Below are 21,633 nucleotides of genomic sequence, written 5' to 3' on the forward strand. Positions count from 1 at the left end.
GGGGTAAAAAATCTCCTTTTCGTAGTACTCAGATTTAAATGCTCGAAACCCCTACAAGATTAGAACGGGGTGGGGTTGTTCCACAAAAATCTATCGGATGACTAACTCGGTGGCGTCGTCGAAGAAGTGGGCCTGACCAACGTTCAGGTACAGCGTTACGGATTGCCCCGCCCGCAAGCGCATCGCATCAGCAGGCGACACGCGCGCAACGAGCGGAATGCCGCCCAGCGGAATGCCGTTCATTGTGACGTATGCCAATGCTTCGTTACCCATGTTTTCGACGGCATCGATTACCACCGGCAACGGTACTGCTTGCGTGTCGGCCGGCGACAGGGTCAGGTGTTCGGCCCGGATGCCCAGCGTTACAGGCTTATCGACGTAAGGTGTAAGTGACGTTTGCGGTCCTGCTTCCGTTAGCGGAATTTGTAACCCGCTGCCAGTTGTTACAAAGCTTGCCCCTTCGGTAGTTTGCCGAATCTGCCCAGCCAGAAAATTCATCGGTGGCGTGCCGATAAAGCCCGCGACGAAGCGATTAGCGGGATGGTTGTACAGTTCAAGGGGCGTATCGTACTGCATCACGTCGCCACCGCGCAACACGACGATCCGGTCGCCAAGGGTCATGGCCTCGACCTGATCGTGGGTAACGTAAATCATCGTGGCCTTGAGCTGCCGGTGCAGTTTCTGGAGTTCAATCCGGGTTTGTCCGCGCAGCTTGGCGTCGAGGTTACTCAATGGCTCGTCGAACAGAAATACTTTAGGTTCACGCACAATCGCCCGACCGATTGCGACGCGCTGCCGCTGCCCGCCCGACATATCTTTTGGCTTACGATCGAGCAGGTTCTCGATTTCCAGAATGCGGGCCGCCTGCGTTACGCGCTCCCGGATTTCGGCCTTCGGCATGTTGCGCAGTTTCAGGCCAAACGCCATGTTCTCGAACACAGTCATGTGCGGGTACAGGGCGTAATTCTGGAACACCATCGCGATGTCACGGTCCTTCGGCGGCAGATCGTTGATCCGTTTGCCGTCCAGCAGCATGTCACCGGATGTGATATCTTCCAGCCCGGCAATCATCCGCAACAGCGTCGATTTTCCGCAGCCGCTCGGCCCCACGAGCACGACAAACTCCTGATCGCGCACGTCGATACTGACATCCCGAATCACGGTCGGCCCGTCGCCGTAGGCTTTGACAATGTGCGTTAAAGTTACGTTAGCCATAGTTAAAGAGTGAAAGAGCGAAAGAATGAAAGAGTGGCTGGCGTGTCATTCGCTCTTTCACTCTTTCGTTCTTTCGCTCTTTATAAAATCTTGTATTTCTCCAGCCGCTGGAAGGCCCAGAGGCTTTCGATGGTTGATTCGGCACCGGCGTTTCGGTTGACGCCGTTGGCACCGATACCGTCGTAGCCTCGCCCGGTCGTTTTGTCGTACATGGGCGTACTGGCGATATTTTTACCCAGAAACCAACTCGCTAACCGACGGGCAAGGGCGGTATATTTCTGGTCGTTGGTCTGGTCGTAGGCTTCGAGCGTGGCCCAGATCATGGGCCGGATACCATAGGCAATCTGCGAAAACTGACTCATCCGGATGGAGGTAATTGCATCGCCGGTCTGCTGCACGTCGAACGATTCAAGATAGTTCTGCCGAATAAGCCAGGGGTAGAAGTTGTCGATTTCGCGCCGGGCGGCCGCCTGCCAGTCGGGCTTGTTTAGCTGTCTACCCACCCGCAATAAGGCATAAGCCTGATCGCTGGCGTAAGCATGCCAAGTATTTTCAAAACTCAGGATAGCCCCGTACGGAAACTGGTTTTGTCCACCGTGTTGCATCGCTACGATGCCATCACCCAGCTTCTCGATCAGCTTCAGCACGTCGGCGCTGGCCTGCCGTTGCTGCTCATTAGCCAGACAAATCAGCAGGATAGCCGCCTGATCAGTTCCTGATCCGAACGGTAGCCATTTCGGCACGGCAACACTCTGGATTGTGTCATATTCAGCAGGCTTTCCACCAAAATCACGCAGCACGTTGGCCGTAATTTTCTGCGTTGCAACCGCAATACGACCGGCCAGTTTTACGTCGCGCTGCCGGTAATACGAATTGGCTTCTGAGAGGCACCAAAACGCCCGCCACGACCAGAAGTTGGCTTCGGCCACGCTGGTGCGGAATGTTTTATTGATTGTACGATCGGGCCACAGGAAGTTGTAAAAATAACCCGCCCCGGCCGCGCCCTCGGGGGCTTGTAGTTGCAGCACAAACTCCGTCATGGCGCGTAACCGGGTCTGCTTGCTGGGGCTGGTAGTAAGGTCGGGTTCGTTGAGCAGAAAAAGGGCCGCCCTGGCTACATCATCGATGCAGGTGAAGCCCTCATCGTCATCACCGACAAGTCGATAGTCGGGCGCATTGCTGTAAATCGCGACCGTCCCAACCGTTGCACTGTTGGGTAGTGTCACGGTCTGGTACAGATGGTTGAGATGGGCCAGATTGACATATCGCCCGGCTGGAGTTGATTGCGCGGTAAGACGTCCGCTACTGACAATCAGTAAAACGATTCCTACAAGGCGGTACAGATAAGCGTGATTCATAGTCTGAAACCTCAGTCTTTCAGCCCCGACGAAGCCATACTGCGGATAAAGTGTTTCTGGAAAAACAGGTAGAGAATAACCACCGGCACCGCCAGCAACACCGCAGCCGCGATTTTTACGCCCAATTGCCCCTCAGCCCGGCCACCCACCGAAAACAGCGTCACGAGTTGTGGCATGGTCATGGTCGATTCATCGCGAATAACGATCAGCGGCCACAGCGCTTCGTTCCACAGGCCCATAAACGTCAGGATGGTAATGGTCAGCACGGTCGGCAGGACGTTGGGGACGAGTATCTGGAAGATGATGCGCAACTCCCCCGCCCCGTCGATACGGGCCGCGTCGATCAGGGCCTGCGGCAGACTCTGGAACGCCTGCCGGAACAGCAGCACGGCCAGCGAACTCAGCGAAAACGGTATAATCAGCGCCAGATACGTGTCAATCCAGCCCAGCCGCACCATCGTAATGTAGTTCGGAATCAGCGTAATCTGAAACGGCAGGGTCATGGTGAAAATAATGGCATAGAAAATCCAGTTGCGCCCGACGAACTCGTGCCGGGCCAATGCGTAGCCGACCATCGCGCCCGTCACCAGCACCAGCCCCGTTGTCACGATCGCCACGAATGCACTGTTAAGGAAGGCCCGGCCCAGCGGTATTTTGGTGAAGACAGTGATGTAGTTATCCCACGTAAACTGCTCCGGCAGCAGCGTCAGGTCACCCAGCCCGCTCTCCGCCGACAGCGACGCACTGAGCATCCAGACAAACGGGTACACGAACGTCAGCGCAGCCAGGGCAAGGAGGACGTATTTCATGGGTGGGTTTAGGGTTTGACGTTTAAGGTTTAGTCTGTGTCCTCACAGACCGCTGCTGCGTCAGCGAAATTCACCTGCCGGATGACCTGTCTGTGAGGACGCAGACCGGGGCAATGTTCAATGTATTTACTATTCGCGGAGCAACCTTGAACGCTAAACCACAAACCTTACACTTGCTCAACATACTTGCGTTGGATGATGACGACGAACAGGATGATCAGGGCGAAGCAGAAACCCAGCGTGGCCGAATAACCCATGTGATAGTACTGAAACGCCTGTTTGTAAATGTACATCACCGCCGACAACGTACTGTTCAACGGCCCACCCTCGGTCATGATATACGGTTCGATAAACAGCGAAAATCCACTGATGGTCGACAGGACGACGACCGTAAACAGTGTGGGGTTGATGATGGGCAGCGTGATGTACCGGAATTTCTGCCAGGTCGTTGCTCCTTCCAGATCAGCCGCTTCGTAATACTGTTCCGGCACCGATTGCAGGCCGACCAGAAATAGAATTACATACAACCCGACGTTCTTCCAAGTTGCCATCATCGCGATGGAATACATGGCGATAGCCGGGTCGTCGAGCCAGGCCACACGCGGCAGATGCAGGTCGGTTAGCAGTCGATTGATGAGTCCGGCGTTGAACCCGAGCAGCTGCTGCCACAGAATCGTGACGACAACGCCCGACACGATGACGGGCAGAAAAAACGACGCCCGGAAGAAAGCTGCCCCCCGCACCGTCCGGTTCAATAGCTCGGCCAGCCCCAACGCGACGACGATCTGCAATGGAATATGTACCAGCAGAAACCGGATTGTGTTCCAGAGTGCCTGCCAGAACAGCCGGTCGTGCAGCAGCCGCTCGTAATTGCTCAGCCCGATGTATTCCATTGGCGAAATGATGTTCCACCGGTGAAACGTCAGCACAATCGAGAACACAACGGGAAACGCCACAAACACCGCAAAGTGCAGCACGTACGGCGAAACGAGCAGGTATGGGGTGAGTTTTTTCATAGCTACAGTTATTGAATGATAGAGTGATAGAATGATTGAATGCGTTACCGGAAGTGTTTCCCATTCAACCATTCAACACTCTATTATTCAGTCATTAACAACACATCCACCGCCCGCGCGGCATCGGCGATGGCGGCTTCGGGCGTTTTCTTACCGAAGATGACGCAGGCTTCGTACTCCTGCGAAATAATGTCGAACACTTCCACGATTACCTCGCTGTTGTCGACACCCCGGATGTAGCGGGTTTGCCGGGCCAGCGGTGCCATGCGCGGGTTCTTAGCCAAGAACGGTGCAAAAAATGGATCGGTGTCGAGCTGCTGCCGACGCGGAAACTGCCCGGTCAGTTCCATCAGCCGCAGATCACCGGGTTTGTCGACCAGCGTTTTGACGAACGCCCAGGCCGCTTTCGGATCAGGGCAGGTGTTGAAAATGACAATATTTTTGGGGTCGCCATAGGTATAAATTGGCCCCTGATGGCCGTCGGGTACAGGCATTGGGTAGAACGCATAGCGCAGGTCAGCACCGCCGAATTTATCCAGGTAGCTCAGTTGCCACGGCCCCGTAAACTGCGTCGCGATACGTTGGTCGATGAAGGGGTCGCGGGTGGCGGAAAGTCGTTCGCGGGCGAAGTAGTTATTGCGGTACAGCGTCTGCAAAAAGCGAAACACCTCCACCGCTGCTGCGTTGTTGAAAGCCGCTTTAGCCAGTTGCCCCGGCTGCTGCGACAACAGGGGAGCACCGTTGGACGCGGCCAGATAGAGCGGGTAAAAATTAAACAGCCGTTGGTACCAGATCGCCTTCACTTCGGTATACCCCAGCCAGTGATTGACATAGCCGTTCGCATCCTTGGTCTGCATCAGTTCGCCCGCCCGCAGGTAACGGCTGTAGTCAAAAGGTGGCCCGGCGGGTGTGTCAGGCGTTAGCATACCAGTATTGCACAGCGTCATGATCGGGTTCACTTTCCACGGCACCTGATAAATGTGCCCGTCAGACGACGTGACTTCTCGAATCATGGCACTGTCGCAGCGCGCCCGGATGAACGATCGAAAATCAGCAATCGTGTCGAGGGGTACCAGCACACCGGCTTTGGCGTACATCTCCACGCTCCCCTGCCACATATTGGCGTAAATGTCGGGCGTAGTCTTGCCCACCACCGACGCCAGAATAATCTCCTCGCTCGACTGCCCTTCGGGAATGGGCTGGTAGCGGAGGGGCTTGTCGGGCCGGGTGCGCTGCCAACGCTCGGCAAACTCCCGCGCAAACTGAATTTCCCCACCGTTGTTCGAGCACCAGAACACAAGCTTCCGCGTCTTTCCTTCCTCCCGCGACTGACAGCCGATCGTGAACAGGGCCAGTAAAATGAGCAGTCGGGATATAGCCACGGTGTATAGTTTATACCAGCAGAAACTACAAAAGATCGGTTACGGATTGACTTACCCCCGGGCGGTCTGTTGAATAGGCGAATCGCCTGGCGTTTTTCGTAGAAACAAAAAACCCCGGCAACAGTGTCGCCGGGGTTTTTGCTTGGCATAGTCTCTCTCTATGTCACTCTACGTACCCACCGAAGCGGGCAGTTTCGTTAGCGCGTTTTCCGAATTACAACCGGTACGCACTTAGGTGCACAGACACACTCCGCAGGGTTGAGGTACACAACCACGTCGGTGAAGCAGGTACCACCCGCGCTATACAGACGGACAGTGTAGGCCTGCCGTGTGTTCGGATTAGTCAGACCGCTGAACGTGATGCTCGTACCGCTGACCGCCGTTGCACCGTTGAAGTCAGGACCGCTGTAGGTAGCACCCATTGAGTAGCCTGCTTTCGCCGTGTTGCGCAGCGTGGTGAGGGTAATTTTAGCATCGCTGTTCGCGGTAGTTCCGTTACAGGTCGCCATCGTTACCGTCGCCGGATCATCGTAAGCGGGTGCCGGATTAACCGTTACCGTTACCGCCGTCGTAGCCGAGCAGCCAGTCGAGAGCGTACAGGTTGCCGTGTAGCTCGTCGTCATGGTTGGCTCAACCAGCAGCGAAGCATTCGTGTCACCCGTGTTCCAGACTACCGTACCGCTGCAACCATTCACCGTCAGCGTGGTCGACTGACCAGCGCACAGGATTGCCGATGGAGCCGAGCTCGTCACGGTCAGTACTGGCGTTGGGTATACCGTTACCGAGGTGCTCGCTACACTCGTACAACCGGTGGCTGCGTTGCCTACCGTTACCGAGTAAGTACCGCTTACGGTTACGCTGATGCTTTGCGTCGTTTCGCCGTCTGACCACCGGAATACCGAGCCGCCATTAGCTGTGAGCAGGATGCTCGTGCCCTGGCAGGCTGTTGCGCTGCTGGCCGTGATCGTGGCTACTGGGTTCGGGTTGACCGTTACCGTACCCGTCGCGGTGCTCGAACAGCCTTCGGTGCTCGTTGCCGTCACGCTATAGGTCGTTGTACCCGTCGCGCTCAGTACACCCGTGGTCGCACTCGAGCTACCGGCCGAGGTCGGCGTCAGACCCGTCGAGAAGGCGTAGGTATACGTGCCCGCTGCGGCTACACTAGCTGATAGCGTTGCCGTCGTGCCGGCGCAGATGGTTGCGCTGGTCAGCGTCACCACTGGGTTCGGATTCACCGTTACCGTGCCCGTGGCCGTCGAGGAACAACCCTGTGCTGACGTGGCCGTCACGCTGTAAGGGTAGGAACCTGCTGCCAGCGAAGCCGTCGTTGCCGATGCGCTGCCCGGTGCCGTTGGCGTCAGGCCCGTCGAGAAGGCGTAGGTGTAGGTGCCAGCGGCTGCTACGCTAGCCGACAGGGTAGCCGTCGTACCGGCACAAATCGTCGCGCTGGTCAGCGTCACTACTGGGTTCGGGTTCACCGTTACCGTACCCGTCGCGGTGCTTGAACAACCTGCTGCCGACGTCGCCGTCACGCTGTAGGGGTAGGAACCTGCTGCCAGTACACCCGTGGTCGCGCTTGAACTACCGGCTGACGTTGGGGTCAGGCCCGTCGAGAAGGCGTAGGTGTAGGTACCAGCGGCTGCTACACTAGCTGATAGCGTTGCCGTCGTGCCGGCGCAGATGGTTGCGCTGGTCAAGGTCACCACTGGGTTCGGGTTCACCGTTACCGTGCCCGTGGCCGTCGAGGAACAACCCTGTGCTGACGTGGCCGTCACGCTGTAAGGGTAAGTACCTGCTGCCAGTACACCCGTGGTAGCACTGCTGCTGCCAGCTGAGGTTGGGGTCAGACCCGTCGAGAAGGCGTAGGTATACGTACCTGCGGCTGCTACACTAGCCGATAGCGTGGCTGTCGTACCGGCGCAGATCGTCGCGCTGGTCAAGGTCACCACTGGGTTCGGGTTCACCGTTACCGTGCCCGTTGCAGTACTCGAGCAGCCTTCTGCCGAAGTCGCCGTCACGCTGTAGGGGAAGCTACCGGCTGTGTTAAGTGTACCCGTGGTCGCACTCGAGCTACCGGCTGACGTTGGGGTCAGACCTGTCGAGAAGGCGTAGGTGTAGGTGCCCGCGGCTGCGACGCTAGCTGACAGGGTGGCCGTCGTACCGGCGCAGATGGTTGCGCTGGTCAGCGTTACTACTGGGTTCGGGTTCACCGTTACCGTGCCCGTGGCCGTCGAGGAACAACCCTGTGCTGACGTGGCCGTCACGCTGTAAGGGTACGTGCCTGCTGCCAGTGCACCCGTAGTAGCGCTGCTGCTGCCAGCCGAGGTTGGGGTCAGGCCCGTCGAGAAGGCGTAGGTGTAGGTGCCCGCGGCTGCGACGCTAGCCGATAGCGTTGCTGTCGTACCGGCGCAGATCGTCGCGCTGGTCAGCGTTACTACTGGGTTCGGGTTCACCGTTACCGTGCCCGTGGCCGTCGAGGAACAACCCTGTGCTGACGTGGCCGTCACGCTGTAAGGGTACGTGCCTGCTGCCAGCGAAGCCGTCGTTGCCGATGCGCTGCCCGGTGCCGTTGGCGTCAGACCCGTCGAGAAGGCGTAGGTGTAGGTGCCCGCGGCTGCGACGCTAGCTGACAGGGTGGCCGTCGTACCGGCGCAGATGGTTGCGCTGGTCAGCGTTACCACTGGGTTCGGGTTGACTGTTACCGTGCCCGTCGCGGTGCTCGAACAACCCTGTGCTGACGTGGCCGTCACGCTGTAGGGGTAGGAACCTGCTGCCAGTACACCCGTGGTCGCACTGCTACTGCCAGCCGAGGTTGGCGTCAGACCCGTCGAGAAAGCGTAGGTGTAGGTGCCTGCCGCTGCGACGCTAGCCGACAGGGTAGCCGTCGTACCGGCGCAGATGGTTGCGCTGGTCAGCGTCACCACTGGGTTCGGGTTCACCGTTACCGTGCCCGTGGCCGTCGAGGAACAACCCTGTGCTGACGTGGCCGTCACGCTGTAGGGGTAGGAACCTGCTGCCAGTATACCCGTGGTCGCACTGCTGCTGCCAGCCGAGGTTGGCGTCAGGCCCGTCGAGAAGGCGTAGGTGTAGGTGCCTGCCGCTGCTACGCTAGCCGATAGCGTTGCTGTCGTACCGGCGCAGATGGTTGCGCTGGTCAAGGTCACCACTGGGTTCGGATTCACCGTTACCGTTGTGCTTGCTGATGCCGGACAGGTCCCGTAAGCCGATGATGTGAACGTTACTGAGTACGCCGTCGTACTGGTCGGTGCTACCAGAATTGTGCTGGTATTGGCCGATACAGTTGTTCCGTCGCTCCATGTCATCGTACCAGCCGAACTACCGTTACCAGTAGCCGTGGCCGTCAGGCTAACCGAGCTGCCTGCGCAGATGGCCGGGTTGCTCGGTGTAATCGCCAGGGTCGGAATGATGCCGTCTTCTACGATGATCGGACAGCAGCTGCCAGTTCCGCAACCACCCGTTCCTGAGGCCGTGTAGCTATAGCTGCCCGCCTGCGTAATGGTGTAGCTGTTACCGGTGGCTACCTGTGTGCTACCCCGGTACCAGGTTACATTGCTGAAACTAGCCGGTACCGATGCCAGATACGACTGGCCCGCACATAGTTTAACCGGCACTGTTACACAGGTCCGGCTGACGTTATTGCTCAGGTTGTATTCGGGCTGTCCGCTCGAAGCGTCGGCCGTTACATAAGCCGTATTGAACAGCACCCCTTCAGAAGCTGTCCGTGTCGTTACGGTTACTGTACTCGATGAATTAGCACCCGAGATAGTGCCCAGCGACCAGGTTAATACGGTCTGGACTGCTGTGCCGCTGCCGACGGTACTGGTCGCGGCTGCGGGCGAAGAAGATACGTAAGTCAGGCCGAGGTCGAGGGTATCCCGTACCGTGACGCCGGTGGCTACGTCGGTTGCGTTGGCGGCTACGTTGGTCACCTGAATGGTGAAGGTCACGTTGCTGCCCAATGTTACGGATGAGGCATTAGTGGTTTTGGTAATACTCAAATCGGGATCGCCCGACGAGAACCCAAAATCATTGGCATTACTCGCTGTGTTGTTCGATGTGGTAGTTACGTTGATTACCGCCAGATTACCGACCAGTTGGGCGTCGCTGTCAGCCGCATCGTTTCCGTTGCTGTTGACATCCTGTTTGGTCAGCGTAAAACCCGTCGGAAAGTCGGCCCGCCGGATACGCACTTCGTAAACCGTGTTAGGCTTCAGCCCATTTGTAACGTTTGTGTTGTCGAAGGCATAGGTTCCATTAGCATCCGACGTCGTTGACCCGCGTAGTACCCCGTTTTCATAAAGATAAACCGGGACGTTTGCCACGCCCGGATCGATAGCATCCTGAATACCATTCCGGTTATAATCCTGAAAGATTCGGGTGCCAATTGCCAGCGCTGTTGGCGCGCCCACTCGTCCGGGGGCCTGTCGGACGGGCTCCCCGCCCATACAGTCATGGACATCAGCCAGGCAAGGCTGATTGTCCATGCTGCAATGAACGCAGAACGCCCCGATTTGTAGGTGTTCTTCATAGTTATCAAAACAGTATAGCTTTACGGATCTTACGTATGTACGTCCATACGTTTATCCGCGTAGGGGGTCGGCAAACAAAATGCCAGACTACGGGTTCCCTTCCGGCTGATAGACATCCCCTTCCGGGACACAGCGTCATATTTTCTGGTCCAGCCGTCTGTTCAAGGCATATTTATCAGAAAAATCCACCTTTATGTAAGCATAAAATCTTGATATACAGATATTTAATAAAGCGTATAGTATATATTTTTAGCTATTTAGGTTACTTATAGATTCTGTTTGCAAGAAATCTCATTATACACTAAATAATTTGTTCTTTTTGGATAATAATATACTTAATTGACCCAATCGGGATATACGTATAACATAGTTACAGAGTGTGCCAATTTTCTGAAGCCTATCTTTTTTGACAAATAGCGCGTTCTCCACACTAAGATTATGCCAATCACACTTTTTCACTAACATCTGTATGTAATACATCCGTCAGAAACGCGGCCTACCTTTGACTATTTATACCGCTTGCTCAACTTGATACTTAAGTAATTACCACATGTCGGTACTTTTTAACCATCATACCTAAAGGCACTTGGTTTTTTTACTGCCGTTTGTATATTTGACCCCAATACCTTTCAAAAAACTTACCTAACCTACTCATAATGAGCTACTTGATAAGCATTTTTTCGACTAGCTTATTTGCCTAACCTTAGTTGATCTCCCTACTTTAAAATACGGCCCGCAGTGAGAATGCGCACCCTGACGGGCTGATCGATTGTCGGCATGAAAGTTTCGCCCACTCAACCTTTTCAGATTGTTTATTCCCTGCTTGAGCATGAGTTTCTGGGCTATCTCGTTGAAGCGTTCGTTGTGCAGCGAAATAGTCGGGGCGAACTGACCCTGCTCAATCAAACGCTATCGACACAGAACGTCAGTGAGTTTGCCTATGGGCTGGATGAACGGGATTTCGAGCTGGTACGGCTGATCGAAAGCATTCAGCAAGACATTATTCTTAAGAAGTACAACACGCGGAAGCTCCCTACCGTCGACTTTTTCCTGAAGCTGTACGACTCCAGCAAGGGCGATAAAGTAGTGCAGGAGGCCATCAGCAGTTACCTTGAAACCATCAAACCCAAGATTATGGGGCTGATGGAAGGCAAGCCCTTTTATATCATGGGTAACGATGGCAACCCGGCGGGCGAGCCCATCGTCTGGATGCCCGAACCCGCCAAAGTTCACTTTCACTTCGATCGTAAAGCCGACGCGACCCACTACTTCCCCATCATCCGGTATCCGACCGGCGGCACAAATCCCGACGGATCGCGGGAGACACGCCGGATCGAATTTCAGTTTAAAAACGCGCTGATGATCTGCGACGAACCCGCTTATATGATGGTGGGAAATCAGTTGTACCATTTCAGCAAAAACGTCGATGGACGTAAACTCCGGCCGTTTTTTGCCAAGAATCACATCATCATCCCGCGTAATATCGAGCAGCAGTACTACGAACGCTTTGTTTCGCCCCTTATCGCATCGTACGACGTCTACGCCAAAGGATTTGAGATTCGGCAGGAATCGCTGGAGCCGGTTCCGGTGCTGACGGTTTCGGAGCAGGTAGCATCGAGCCGGACAGTAGCATCGGGGCCGTTCATCGACGGATCCGACGCCGACGATGAAGGCTGTCAGCGCATCGCGTTCGACCTGTCGTTTCAGTACGGCGACTTCGGCTTCCGGTTCGACAGTTTCAGCACGTCGGCCAACGTTAATCTGGAGAAGAAAGGCGACGACTATATCTTCCACCGCATTCGGCGCGATCAGCGGCTGGAGCGGCAAAAGCTAACGTTTCTGCGCGAGGTCGGGCTCGACATTCGGCACGGGCGACTCGTACTGCCCAAGTCCGAGGCCTTTGACTGGCTCAACACCCATAGTAATGAGCTGCGCGATGCGGGTTTTCTGCTGCAACAGCATAATCAGGATAACAAACGCTATTTCCTCGGCTATTCGAGTATCGACGTATCGATCGAAGAAGGGCGCGACTGGTTCGATATTTACGCCAACGTGCGCTTCGGTGAATTCGAGATTCCGTTTATTAAACTGCGTTCGCTGATTCTCGATAAGAAGCAGGAGTTTACGCTGCCCAACGGCGAAATAGCGGTTATTCCCGAAGCGTGGTTTACGCGCTTCTCCGAACTGTTCGGTTTTCTGGAACACCCCGACGGTGTCGACGGATTGATAATGGACCGGCTGATGCTGCGGAAGCATCACCTCGCCCTGGTGCAGGAACTGGAGCGCGATAACCTGGCGACAGCCGTGATGAGCCACAAGCTCGAACGCCTGCGTGACTTTCAGGAAATCGAGCCGTTTCCGCTGCCGCATGGTTTCAACGGTACGCTGCGCCCCTATCAGCAGGCGGGTTACAACTGGATGAGTTTCCTGCGGCAGTACCGCTTCGGCGGGTGCCTGGCCGACGATATGGGTCTGGGCAAGACAGTGATGACGCTGGCACTGTTGCAGGGGCAAAAAGAAGCCGGGGCCACCCAGCCGTCGATGCTGGTAATGCCGACGTCGCTGATCTACAACTGGGAACTTGAAGCCCGTAAGTTCACCCCGAACCTGCGGGTGATGGTCTACACGGGTACGTATCGCGAGAAAAACACGGCCCAGTTCGACGACTACGATCTGATTCTGACATCGTACGGTATCGTCCGAATTGACATCGACCTGCTGAGCGACTACCGCTTTCACTACGTCATTCTGGATGAGTCGCAGGCCATCAAAAACCCGTCGTCGCACATCACGAAGGCCGTTATGCATCTCGACGCAGCGCACCGGCTGATTCTGACGGGCACACCGCTGGAAAACAGTACGATGGACCTGTGGGCGCAGATGACGTTCATCAATCCGGGCCTACTGGGTAGTCAGACGTTTTTCCGGAACGAGTTTCAGATTCCCATCGAAAAGCGGCACGATGAAGCCAAAACCAACCGGCTGTACACGCTCATAAAGCCGTTCCTGCTCCGCCGAAACAAAGCGCAGGTAGCTACCGACCTGCCCGAAAAAGTGGAGAGTGTGCTGTTCTGCGACATGACCGACGCGCAGGCCGAGCAGTATGAGGAAGCCAAGTCGTATTACCGCAACCTGATTCTGGAACGGATTGAAGAAGAAGGCATGGCGCGTTCGCAGATGGTCGTGTTGCAGGGCCTGACCAAGCTCCGGCAGATCGCCAACCACCCCCGCATGGTCAACGACGAGTACGAAGGCGATTCGGGAAAACTGTCGGACGTGCTGATGCGGCTGGAAAGTGCCATGACCGAAAACCATAAGGTTCTGGTGTTCAGCCAGTTTATCAAGCACCTCAACGTGGTCAGGCAGTATCTGAAGGAGAAAGGCATCAAATACGCGTACCTCGACGGATCGACCACCGACCGGCGAAGTCAGGTCGAGCTGTTTCAGACCGACGATTCGGTAAAGCTGTTTCTGATCTCGCTCAAGGCGGGTGGACTGGGGCATAACCTGACCGCTGCCGACTACGTGTTTATCCTCGACCCGTGGTGGAACCCGGCCATCGAAGCGCAGGCCGTCGACCGGGCGCACCGGATTGGTCAGCAGAAAACGGTGTTCACCTATAAATTCATCGCCAAGAATACCGTCGAGGAGAAAATACTGGCGCTTCAACAGGCTAAAAAACAACTCGCGGGCAGCCTGATCACGACCGAAGAAAACTTCATCAAGTCGCTGACGCGGGAAGATATCATGGTGCTGCTGGAATAGTCTGGCAAGCGGCCTACTAAATTTTCCGGGACATTTTGGTCCGAAATTAGTTGTGAATCAAAACCTATCACTCACTAACTGATTCTACCACAATGACTCCTAAAAGTATAATTGGCTTTATCCTGACCCTGGTCGGTCTTGTTGGTCTGATTTACGGCGGCATCGACTTCACCAAAGGGGGTGTTGCCCAGGCATCGTTCGTCTACCTGATTATGGGTGGTATCCTTTTCTTCGCCGGTATCAGCCTGATCCGTACGACGAAGGGCTAAGCTCCGTTCAGCAGCAAGAGGAAAGAGGTGAGAAGAAAGACACTGGCGCAAACCAGTCTTTCTTCTCACCTCTTTCCTCTTTTGTCTTTTCTACCGCAGATACACCCCCATCCGGTCGTCGTTGCTCAGGACAACATCGACGTGTTCGGTCAGCGTGGTGCTCAGTTCATAGCCTTTGTAGTCGGCAGCTACGGGATAGCGCGGGTGATTTCGGTCGATCAATACGGCGACCTGTAATTTACGGACCGGCACCTGTAGGAACGGTTGCAGGCTGAACGCAAGCGTCCGACCGGTATAGATTACGTCGTCGATCAGAATAATCACTTTGTCGGTAAAGGCGTCGGCGGGTCGGTCGGTCTGTACCGGCGTCTGACTAAGCTGCGTTTTGTCGAGCTTCAGTTCGATCAGATCGACGGCGAACGGGGCTATCTCCCGCAACACGCCAGCCAGCGACTGCGCCATCATAAACCCTTCACCGGAAATACCGGCCAGTAGCAATGCCGACTCATCAACGTTGTTTTCGTAGATCTGAAAAGCAATGCGCCGAATCTTCTGGCGGATTTGTTCGGCGGTCAGGATCAGCGTAGGCTGGACAGTTTCCATTCTTTATAGAGTTGTAAAGTCGTAAAGTTATAGAGTTGGAAGTTGTAGAGTTGTAAAGTCGCAAAGTTATGAAGTTGTAGAGTTGCGGTTCCCCGCCGGGACTGGCGCGTCAACCCCTCCGGCCGGTAGCCGCGCCAGGCAGCAACTTTATAACTCTACAACTATCCAACTGTATAACTCTATAACCCTACAACTTTACAACCGACGTCGGTTGCGTATCTTTGTCTTTATTTTACCACAGGTATGATTGTTAAGACTAAAAAATACGCCTTAGACCAGAAAACGTACATTAACCTCGCGCTCAAGCAGTGGCTGCGCGACAACTGGAAATGGGGTCTGATTCCGCTCGCGCTGATTATTATCAATATTGCGCTCTACGCTACCGGCACGTTCGATCATTACTGGCCCGCCATCGTTATTTTTCTGTTAACCGTGTTGTACGTCCTGTTCTGGGCCGTGCAAATCACAGGTATCGCGCAGATGGAGCAGAGCAAAGCCCTGTTTCAGAAGTACGTTTACGAAATCGACAGCCGCCAGATTCTGATGCGTATCAACGCCAAAGAAGGCGGTATCCTGAAATGGGATCAGATCAGCAGCGTCAGCAAGGACACGGACGCTTATATTCTGTACCTCGACAACGCCGAAGCAACCCGCAACGTTAAAGCAAACTGGATCGCCAAAACGGTGACGAAGGGGCTGGCTAAAGCGCAGTTTCTCTACCTGCCGTTCAGCATTTTCAATAGCGAGCAGGACATGAAATTTACCGACGCTATTCTCCGGCGTAAAGGCTTACTGGAAGGCACTCCCGCTGCCGAACCGGTTAAGTAATTAGCCCTGATTTTTTGTCATCCCGATACAATCGACGGCCCCCTTTCTGACTAACTCTGGTCAGAAAGGGGGCCGTCGCTGTTGTTAGCGAATTTTCTTACCAGAAGAAGATATAGACCGTCGCCAGGAGGGCGCAGACAGCTACGGCACCCAGCCGGAACGACGAATTCGTGCGGAACCACTCGCTGTTGACCGAAAACGCTTTCGGGCTTTCCGCTCCTTTTGAGCTAAGCAGACTGATCGCTACGTGAACGACGACGCAAATCCAGAACACGATACCCATCCGGTTCAGGAACGGAATGTCGGGGTATTCGTATTTGAAAAACGTCGACAGGGGAATACTCAGCAGCGCGGCAACCAATGCACCGCTCGCTGTTGCCCGCTTCCAGAACATGCCTAACAGGAAGATACATAGGATACCCGGCGAGATGAAGCCCGTGTACTCTTGGATGTATTCGAAGCCCTGTCCGAAATTTTTCAGGAACGGACTGATCGCCAGCGCGATGATAAACGACACCACGATCGCTACCCGACCCAGCCATACCGTTTGTTTCTCGGTCATGTTCGGGTTGAAAAACTTCTGGTGAATATCGAGCATGTAGATCGTCGAGATACTGTTGGCTTTGCCCGCCAGCGACGCTACGATTGCCGCCGTCAGAGCCGCGAACGACAAACCTTTCAGGCCCGTCGGCAGGATGTTCAGCAGTACGGGGTAAGCATTGTCGGGCTTGACGATGTTGTTGTCGGTGATACCCTGCACAATGGCCATATCGGCATTTTCCTGGAACAAAACATAAGCCGCCAACCCCGGCAATACCACGATAAACGGCATCATGATTTTCAGGAACGCGGCAAACAAAACACCGTTACGCGCCGTAGGCAGATCGGCACCTAGCGCCCGCTGAATCATGTACTGATTACAGCCGAAGTAGTTGAAATTCACAATCCATTGCCCGCCGATGATAAACATCCACAGGCCCGGCAGTTGATTATACGCGTCGATCTTGCCACCACGTCCGTCGTGCACGAAGTATTCACCTTTGGCAAAGATCATGTGCATGTGGTGATCGGCTTTCTCGCGCAGCAGACTCAGCCCTTCAAACACACCCGCCCCCGTACCGACTTTGTCCGACAGTAGGTTCAACGCCAGATAGGTCGTCGCCAGCCCGCCAACCACCAGACAGACTACCTGAATAACGTCGGTATAGCCAATCACTTTCATACCCCCAGCGTGATAAACACGGCGAAGACGGTCAGGAAAACGGCGCAGGCCATGAAGTCGAATCCGGTCATTTTCTCCAGACTCAACGCACCGAGGTAGATGATCGACGTCAGGTTGACGAGGATGTAGAGAAACAGCCAGAACACGGCCATGATCGTCGCCAGCCGCTTATCGTACCGCAATTCGAGAAACTGCGGCATGGTGTAGATCTTGTTGCGGATGTACATCGGCAGAAAATACACTGCGATAATTACCAGCGACAGCCCGCCGACCAGTTCATAAACCGAGATAGCCAGCCCCAGCTGAAACGCCTGCCCCGACATGCCGATAAACTGCTCAGCCGAAATATTCGACGCAATGATCGACGCACCGATGGCCCACCAGGTCAGCGAGCCTTCGGCCAGAAAGAAGTCTTTACTATCGGCGGTCTGCTTGCCTTTGTTGCGGTAGACCCAGTAGCCGTAGGACGCCACAATGACGAAGTAGACCCCGAAAATTACGTAGTCAATAGTTTCAAGTCCGAGTTTCATGGAAGGTAAGGGTAGGATAATTTCGTTTCAAACAGCATCCTGCTGTTTGTGTGGTATTGCGGCAAACAGCAAGATGCCGCTTCGGCGGTCCGATGTTTGAGACAGTTAGCAGCCTTGTCCGTAGTAGGCGTCTTTGCCGTGTTTGCGCTCGTAGTGCTTCATGCGCAGCGTGTCTTTAATGCGTGGCGTATCGGGGTTGATCACTAGTGTCATGTATGCCATTCGGGCCACCTCTTCCAGCACAGCCGCGTTGTAGACTGACTTCTCAGCGGTTTTACCCCACGTAAACGGCCCATGATTTTGCAGCAGCACCATCTCGACTTCGTGGTGCGACAAGCCTTTCTCCCGGAACACGTCGAAAATCTGGTTGCCGGTTTCGTGCTCGTAATCGCCCTGAATCATCTCGTCGGTCAGGGCCGGTGCGCAGGGGATGTCCTGATGCGTGTGGTCGGCATGGGTCGTTCCGAAGATGGGGATGTCCATACCGGCCTGCGCCCACGCAACGGCGTATGTGCTGTGCGTGTGGGTTATGCCGCCAATGTCGTCCCACGTTTTGTACAGCAGCGCGTGCGTTTTCGTATCCGACGACGGGCGCATCGTTCCGGCGACAATCTTCGCGTCGTAGTCGCAGATAACGATATCGCCGGGTTTGAGCAGGGCGTACGGCACCCCACTAGGCTTGATGGCAAACACCGCTTTGTCGCGGTCGACGGCGCTGACGTTCCCAAACGTAAACAGCACCAGCCCCAACTGCGGCAACTGCATATTAGCCTCGTAGCACTCCTGTTGGAGATCTTTGTACATGATTTCAATGATTGAATTTTGACTGATTGAATGATAGAATGGCTGTGAAGCGTCAGCCCAATCGTGCGTCAGCCTATTCAATCATTCCCTCACTCAATCATTCAAACATTACATTTCTAATACCACCACCGACACCGGGGGTAGGGTTACCGTTAGTTCATCACCGGAGAGCTTTGCACCGGAGAAGGGCGCGGGTTTTACTTTGTTCGGCTGAGCGAAGGTGTTATAGTCCTGCACTTTTGCCGACGTCAGGATGCGACCCATTACGCTTTTCGCGCTGATGCCTTTCAAGTTTACCGTGATGGTCTGGGGCTTACCCGCGTCGATATTCACCAGCGACACGTGCGTTTTACCTGCTTTGTCGCGCGAAGCAGAAACCGATACGGCGGGGAGTTTGTACTCGCCCACTTTGTAGTCGTCAGCTTTCACGTCGACGGGTAGCATCGTCGCGTCCTGGTGGACGTTATACATCTCCAGCACGTGGTAGGTCGGCGTCAGCAGCATCTTCGGGCCGTCGGTCAGGATGACGGCTTGCAGTACGTTGATCGCCTGCGCCAGGTTGGCCATCCGAACCCGTTCAGCGTGCTTATGGAAAATGTTGAGCGTAGCTCCCGCCAGTACAGCATCGCGCATGGTGTTCTGCTGGAAGAGGAACCCCGGATTCGTGTTCGGCTCGACGTTGTACCACGCGCCCCACTCGTCGACCACCAGCGCGACCTTTTTCTTCGGGTCGTACTTGTCCATGATGTCGGAGTGCTTCTGCACGAAGTCATCCATTTTCAGGGCTTCGTTCATGGTGTGGGCGTAATCGGTTTCGGTGAATTGGGTGGCCGAGCCTTTCGCGTTTTCGCCCCAGCCGAACACCGAGTAGTGGTGCAGCGCCACCCCTTCGACCATGTTGCCGGGGATATTTTTCATCAGCGTTTCGGTCCAGTTAAAGTCGTCGGAACTGGCCCCCGATGCGATCCGGAAAATCTTTTCGGTACCGACTGTTCCGTTCATGAATGTGCTGTACTGCCGGTAGATGTTAGCGTAGTAGTCGGGTTTCATATTACCCCCGCAACCCCACGCTTCGTTGCCGACACCCCAGAATTTAACGTTCCAGGGCTTTTCGCGCCCGTTCTGCTGCCGCAGGGTCGACATGGGGCTGTTGCTCGGAAAGTTGACGTACTGTACCCATTCGCTAAGGTCCTGCACGGTACCACTACCAACGTTACCCGCCAGATACGGCTCGGTGCCCAGCAGTTCACACATGTTCAGGAAGTCGTGCGTACCGAAGCTGTTATCCTCCGTAACGCCACCCCACCAGGTGTTCACGATCTTCGGACGTTTGCCCTTCGGACCGATGCCGTCTTTCCAGTGGTACGTATCGGCGAAGCAGCCGCCCGGCCACCGCAGATTCGGGATTTTCATCTTCTTCAGCGCGTCGACCACGTCAAGCCGCACTCCGTTTTTGTTCGGGATGGTCTTGTTGTTGTCGCCCACGTAGAAGCCATCGTAGATACAGCGGCCGAGGTGTTCGGCGAAGTGTCCGTAGATGTGCTTATTAATCGTAATGCTGGCCCCCTCAGCATTGATGGTCGCCTTGTTCTGCGCCAACGTGGGTATGGCTAGAGAGGCAAGAAGTAGTGTGGTAAGTAGTTTCTTCATTTTTAAAGAGCGAAAGAGTGAGAGAGTGAAAGAGCGAAAGAAAGACGCGCTCCCGAACAGTCGCTCTTTCATTCTTTCGCTCTTTCACTATTTATTTATACGCCACCTCGCTCCAGCGAAGCTCGTTTTTGAGTTGGCGCAGGGTGGTGTTTTTATCGATCACCACCAGTTCGACGCCAAACAGTTCGGCGAAGTCTTCGACGTGTTCGGTCGTCAGGTTTTGGCTATACACCGTGTGGTGCGCGCCACCCGCGTAAATCCAGGCAGCACAGCCGGTGGCCATGTCGGGCATGGGCTTCCAAAGCGCGCGGGCTACGGGCAGCTTGGGCAGTGCCTGCGCCACCTCGACGGCTTCGACTTCGTTGACGATCAGGCGGAAGCGATTTCCCATATCAACCAGCGACACGTTAATCGCCGGACCAGCGGGGGCGTTGAACACCAGCCGGACAGGATCTTCCTTACCGCCAATACCCAGCGGGTGAATCTCGCAGGTCGGTTTACCAGCCGCAATCGAGGGGCAGATTTCGAGCATGTGCGAACCGAGCACAAGCGGGTTCGACGGATCGAAGTGGTAGGTGTAATCTTCCATGAACGAGTTACCGCCGGGCAAACCAGCCGCCATCACTTTCATCGTGCGGACCATCGCCGACGTTTTCCAGTCGCCCTCACCGGCGAAACCGAAGCCGTCGGCCATTAGTCGCTGCGATGCGATGCCAGGCAGTTGCTTCATACCGTGCAGGTCCTCGAACGTATCGGTAAACGCGCCGAAACCACCGTCGGTTAGGAAGGCACGCATGCCGAGTTCGATCCGGGCTGCGTCGCGGAGGGATTCGTGCTGCGCCCCGCCCTTCACGAGCGAATCCATCAGCGTATACGTGTCGGCGTATTCCTGCACCAACTTATCCACATCGCCATCGGCCATTTGGTTGATAACTGCCACCAGATCACCGATGCCGTAGGTGTTGACCGACATACCGAAGGTCATTTCGGCAGCTACCTTGTCGCCTTCGGTCACGGCTACCTGCCGCATATTGTCGCCGAAGCGGGCTACTTTCAGCGTTTTCAGCTCGTAGCCAGCTACGGCTACCCGGGTCCATGCACCAACCTGCTTCAGTACGGTTTCGTCTTGCCAGTAACCCACGACCACCTTCCGGTTCATCCGCATCCGCGAGACCATGAACCCAAACTCCCGGTCGCCGTGCGCCGACTGGTTGAGGTTCATAAAGTCCATGTCGATGTCGGACCAGGGGATGTCGCGGTTGAACTGCGTGTGCAGGTGCAGCAGCGGCTTTTTCAGGATCGTCAGACCCCGAATCCACATCTTGGCGGGCGAGAACGTGTGCATCCAGGCAATCACACCCACGCAGTTCGGCGCGACGTTGGCTTCCTGACAAACGGCATAAATCTCGTCGGGCCGGGTAACGGTCGGTTTGAACACGACCCGTACCGGCACAGCAGCATTACTGTTCAGGAATTGCGCGATCTGCGTCGAATGGTCGGCTACCTGCCGCAGCGTTTCATCGCCATAAAGGTGCTGACTGCCGGTTACGAACCAGACTTCGTACTGTTTTAAATCAAGCATTGTATTCGGTTGTAGAATGATTTTTCGATGATTTTTGCTGCGTTTCTCTA

At 55.2% G+C, this 21,633-nt stretch carries 12 protein-coding genes and 2 pseudogenes; 3 read left to right on the top strand and 11 right to left on the bottom strand.

All coding sequences use genetic code 11. The features are described from left to right. Positions 1–90 precede the first annotated feature (90 nt). From HH216_RS03135 to HH216_RS03160, 6 genes and pseudogenes are all read right to left on the bottom strand, one after another. The gene (locus HH216_RS03135) at positions 91–1,215 is read right to left on the bottom strand and encodes an ABC transporter ATP-binding protein (RefSeq protein WP_169549463.1); all 1,125 of its coding nucleotides are present in this window, start codon (positions 1,213–1,215) and stop codon (positions 91–93) included. 80 nt (positions 1,216–1,295) lie between these two features. After that, complete coding sequence (locus tag HH216_RS03140) at positions 1,296–2,573, bottom strand: hypothetical protein (RefSeq protein ID WP_169549464.1); 1,278 nt, start codon at positions 2,571–2,573, stop codon at positions 1,296–1,298. An 11-nt stretch (positions 2,574–2,584) separates the two neighbouring features. Beyond that, complete coding sequence (locus tag HH216_RS03145; RefSeq protein ID WP_169549465.1) at positions 2,585–3,382, bottom strand: carbohydrate ABC transporter permease; 798 nt, start codon at positions 3,380–3,382, stop codon at positions 2,585–2,587. A 167-nt stretch (positions 3,383–3,549) separates the two neighbouring features. Continuing rightward, positions 3,550–4,398 carry a carbohydrate ABC transporter permease gene (locus tag HH216_RS03150; RefSeq protein WP_169549466.1) on the bottom strand — a complete coding sequence of 283 codons (849 nt, stop codon included), beginning with the start codon at positions 4,396–4,398 and terminating at the stop codon, positions 3,550–3,552. A 353-nt stretch (positions 4,399–4,751) separates the two neighbouring features. Further along, positions 4,752–5,780, bottom strand: a pseudogene (locus tag HH216_RS03155) (ABC transporter substrate-binding protein); the annotation flags it as partial. A 197-nt stretch (positions 5,781–5,977) separates the two neighbouring features. Next, positions 5,978–10,285, bottom strand: coding sequence for a beta strand repeat-containing protein (locus tag HH216_RS03160; protein ID WP_169549467.1), 4,308 nt, complete (start codon positions 10,283–10,285; stop codon positions 5,978–5,980). Between the two features lie 822 nt (positions 10,286–11,107). Between HH216_RS03160 and HH216_RS03165 the strand changes: the two genes are divergently transcribed. Together HH216_RS03165 and HH216_RS03170 are read left to right on the top strand one after the other, a co-directional pair. After that, complete coding sequence (locus HH216_RS03165; protein ID WP_169549468.1) at positions 11,108–14,095, top strand: DEAD/DEAH box helicase; 2,988 nt, start codon at positions 11,108–11,110, stop codon at positions 14,093–14,095. Positions 14,096–14,187: 92 nt separating this feature from the next. Next, a complete protein-coding gene (locus HH216_RS03170; RefSeq protein WP_169549469.1) occupies positions 14,188–14,364 on the top strand; it encodes a hypothetical protein in 177 nt (58 codons plus the stop codon). A gap of 90 nt (positions 14,365–14,454) precedes the next feature. Here the strand turns inward: HH216_RS03170 and HH216_RS03175 are convergent, their stop codons facing one another. After that, on the bottom strand, positions 14,455–14,967 hold the full coding sequence (locus HH216_RS03175; protein WP_169549470.1) for a phosphoribosyltransferase family protein: 513 nt from the start codon (positions 14,965–14,967) through the stop codon (positions 14,455–14,457). A gap of 243 nt (positions 14,968–15,210) precedes the next feature. Here HH216_RS03175 and HH216_RS03180 point away from each other — a divergent pair, with 243 nt between their 5' ends. Continuing rightward, on the top strand, positions 15,211–15,795 hold the full coding sequence (locus tag HH216_RS03180; RefSeq protein ID WP_169549471.1) for a YcxB family protein: 585 nt from the start codon (positions 15,211–15,213) through the stop codon (positions 15,793–15,795). Between the two features lie 97 nt (positions 15,796–15,892). Here HH216_RS03180 and HH216_RS03185 read toward each other — a convergent pair. The 4 genes and pseudogenes from HH216_RS03185 to araA form a co-directional block, all read right to left on the bottom strand. Beyond that, positions 15,893–17,547, bottom strand: a pseudogene (locus HH216_RS03185) (sodium/sugar symporter). A gap of 105 nt (positions 17,548–17,652) precedes the next feature. Continuing rightward, positions 17,653–18,351: an L-ribulose-5-phosphate 4-epimerase gene (locus HH216_RS03190; RefSeq protein ID WP_169549472.1), complete on the bottom strand. Its 699-nt coding sequence runs from the start codon at positions 18,349–18,351 to the stop codon at positions 17,653–17,655. Positions 18,352–18,459: 108 nt separating this feature from the next. Beyond that, the gene (locus HH216_RS03195) at positions 18,460–20,001 is read right to left on the bottom strand and encodes an alpha-N-arabinofuranosidase (RefSeq protein WP_169549473.1); all 1,542 of its coding nucleotides are present in this window, start codon (positions 19,999–20,001) and stop codon (positions 18,460–18,462) included. Between the two features lie 91 nt (positions 20,002–20,092). Next, positions 20,093–21,583 (bottom strand): L-arabinose isomerase, encoded by a 1,491-nt coding sequence (gene araA, locus HH216_RS03200; RefSeq protein WP_169549474.1) that lies wholly within the window; start codon positions 21,581–21,583, stop codon positions 20,093–20,095. Between the last annotated feature and the right edge of the window lie 50 nt (positions 21,584–21,633).

The sequence above is a fragment of the Spirosoma rhododendri genome, from assembly GCF_012849055.1.
Classification (GTDB): domain Bacteria; phylum Bacteroidota; class Bacteroidia; order Cytophagales; family Spirosomataceae; genus Spirosoma; species Spirosoma rhododendri.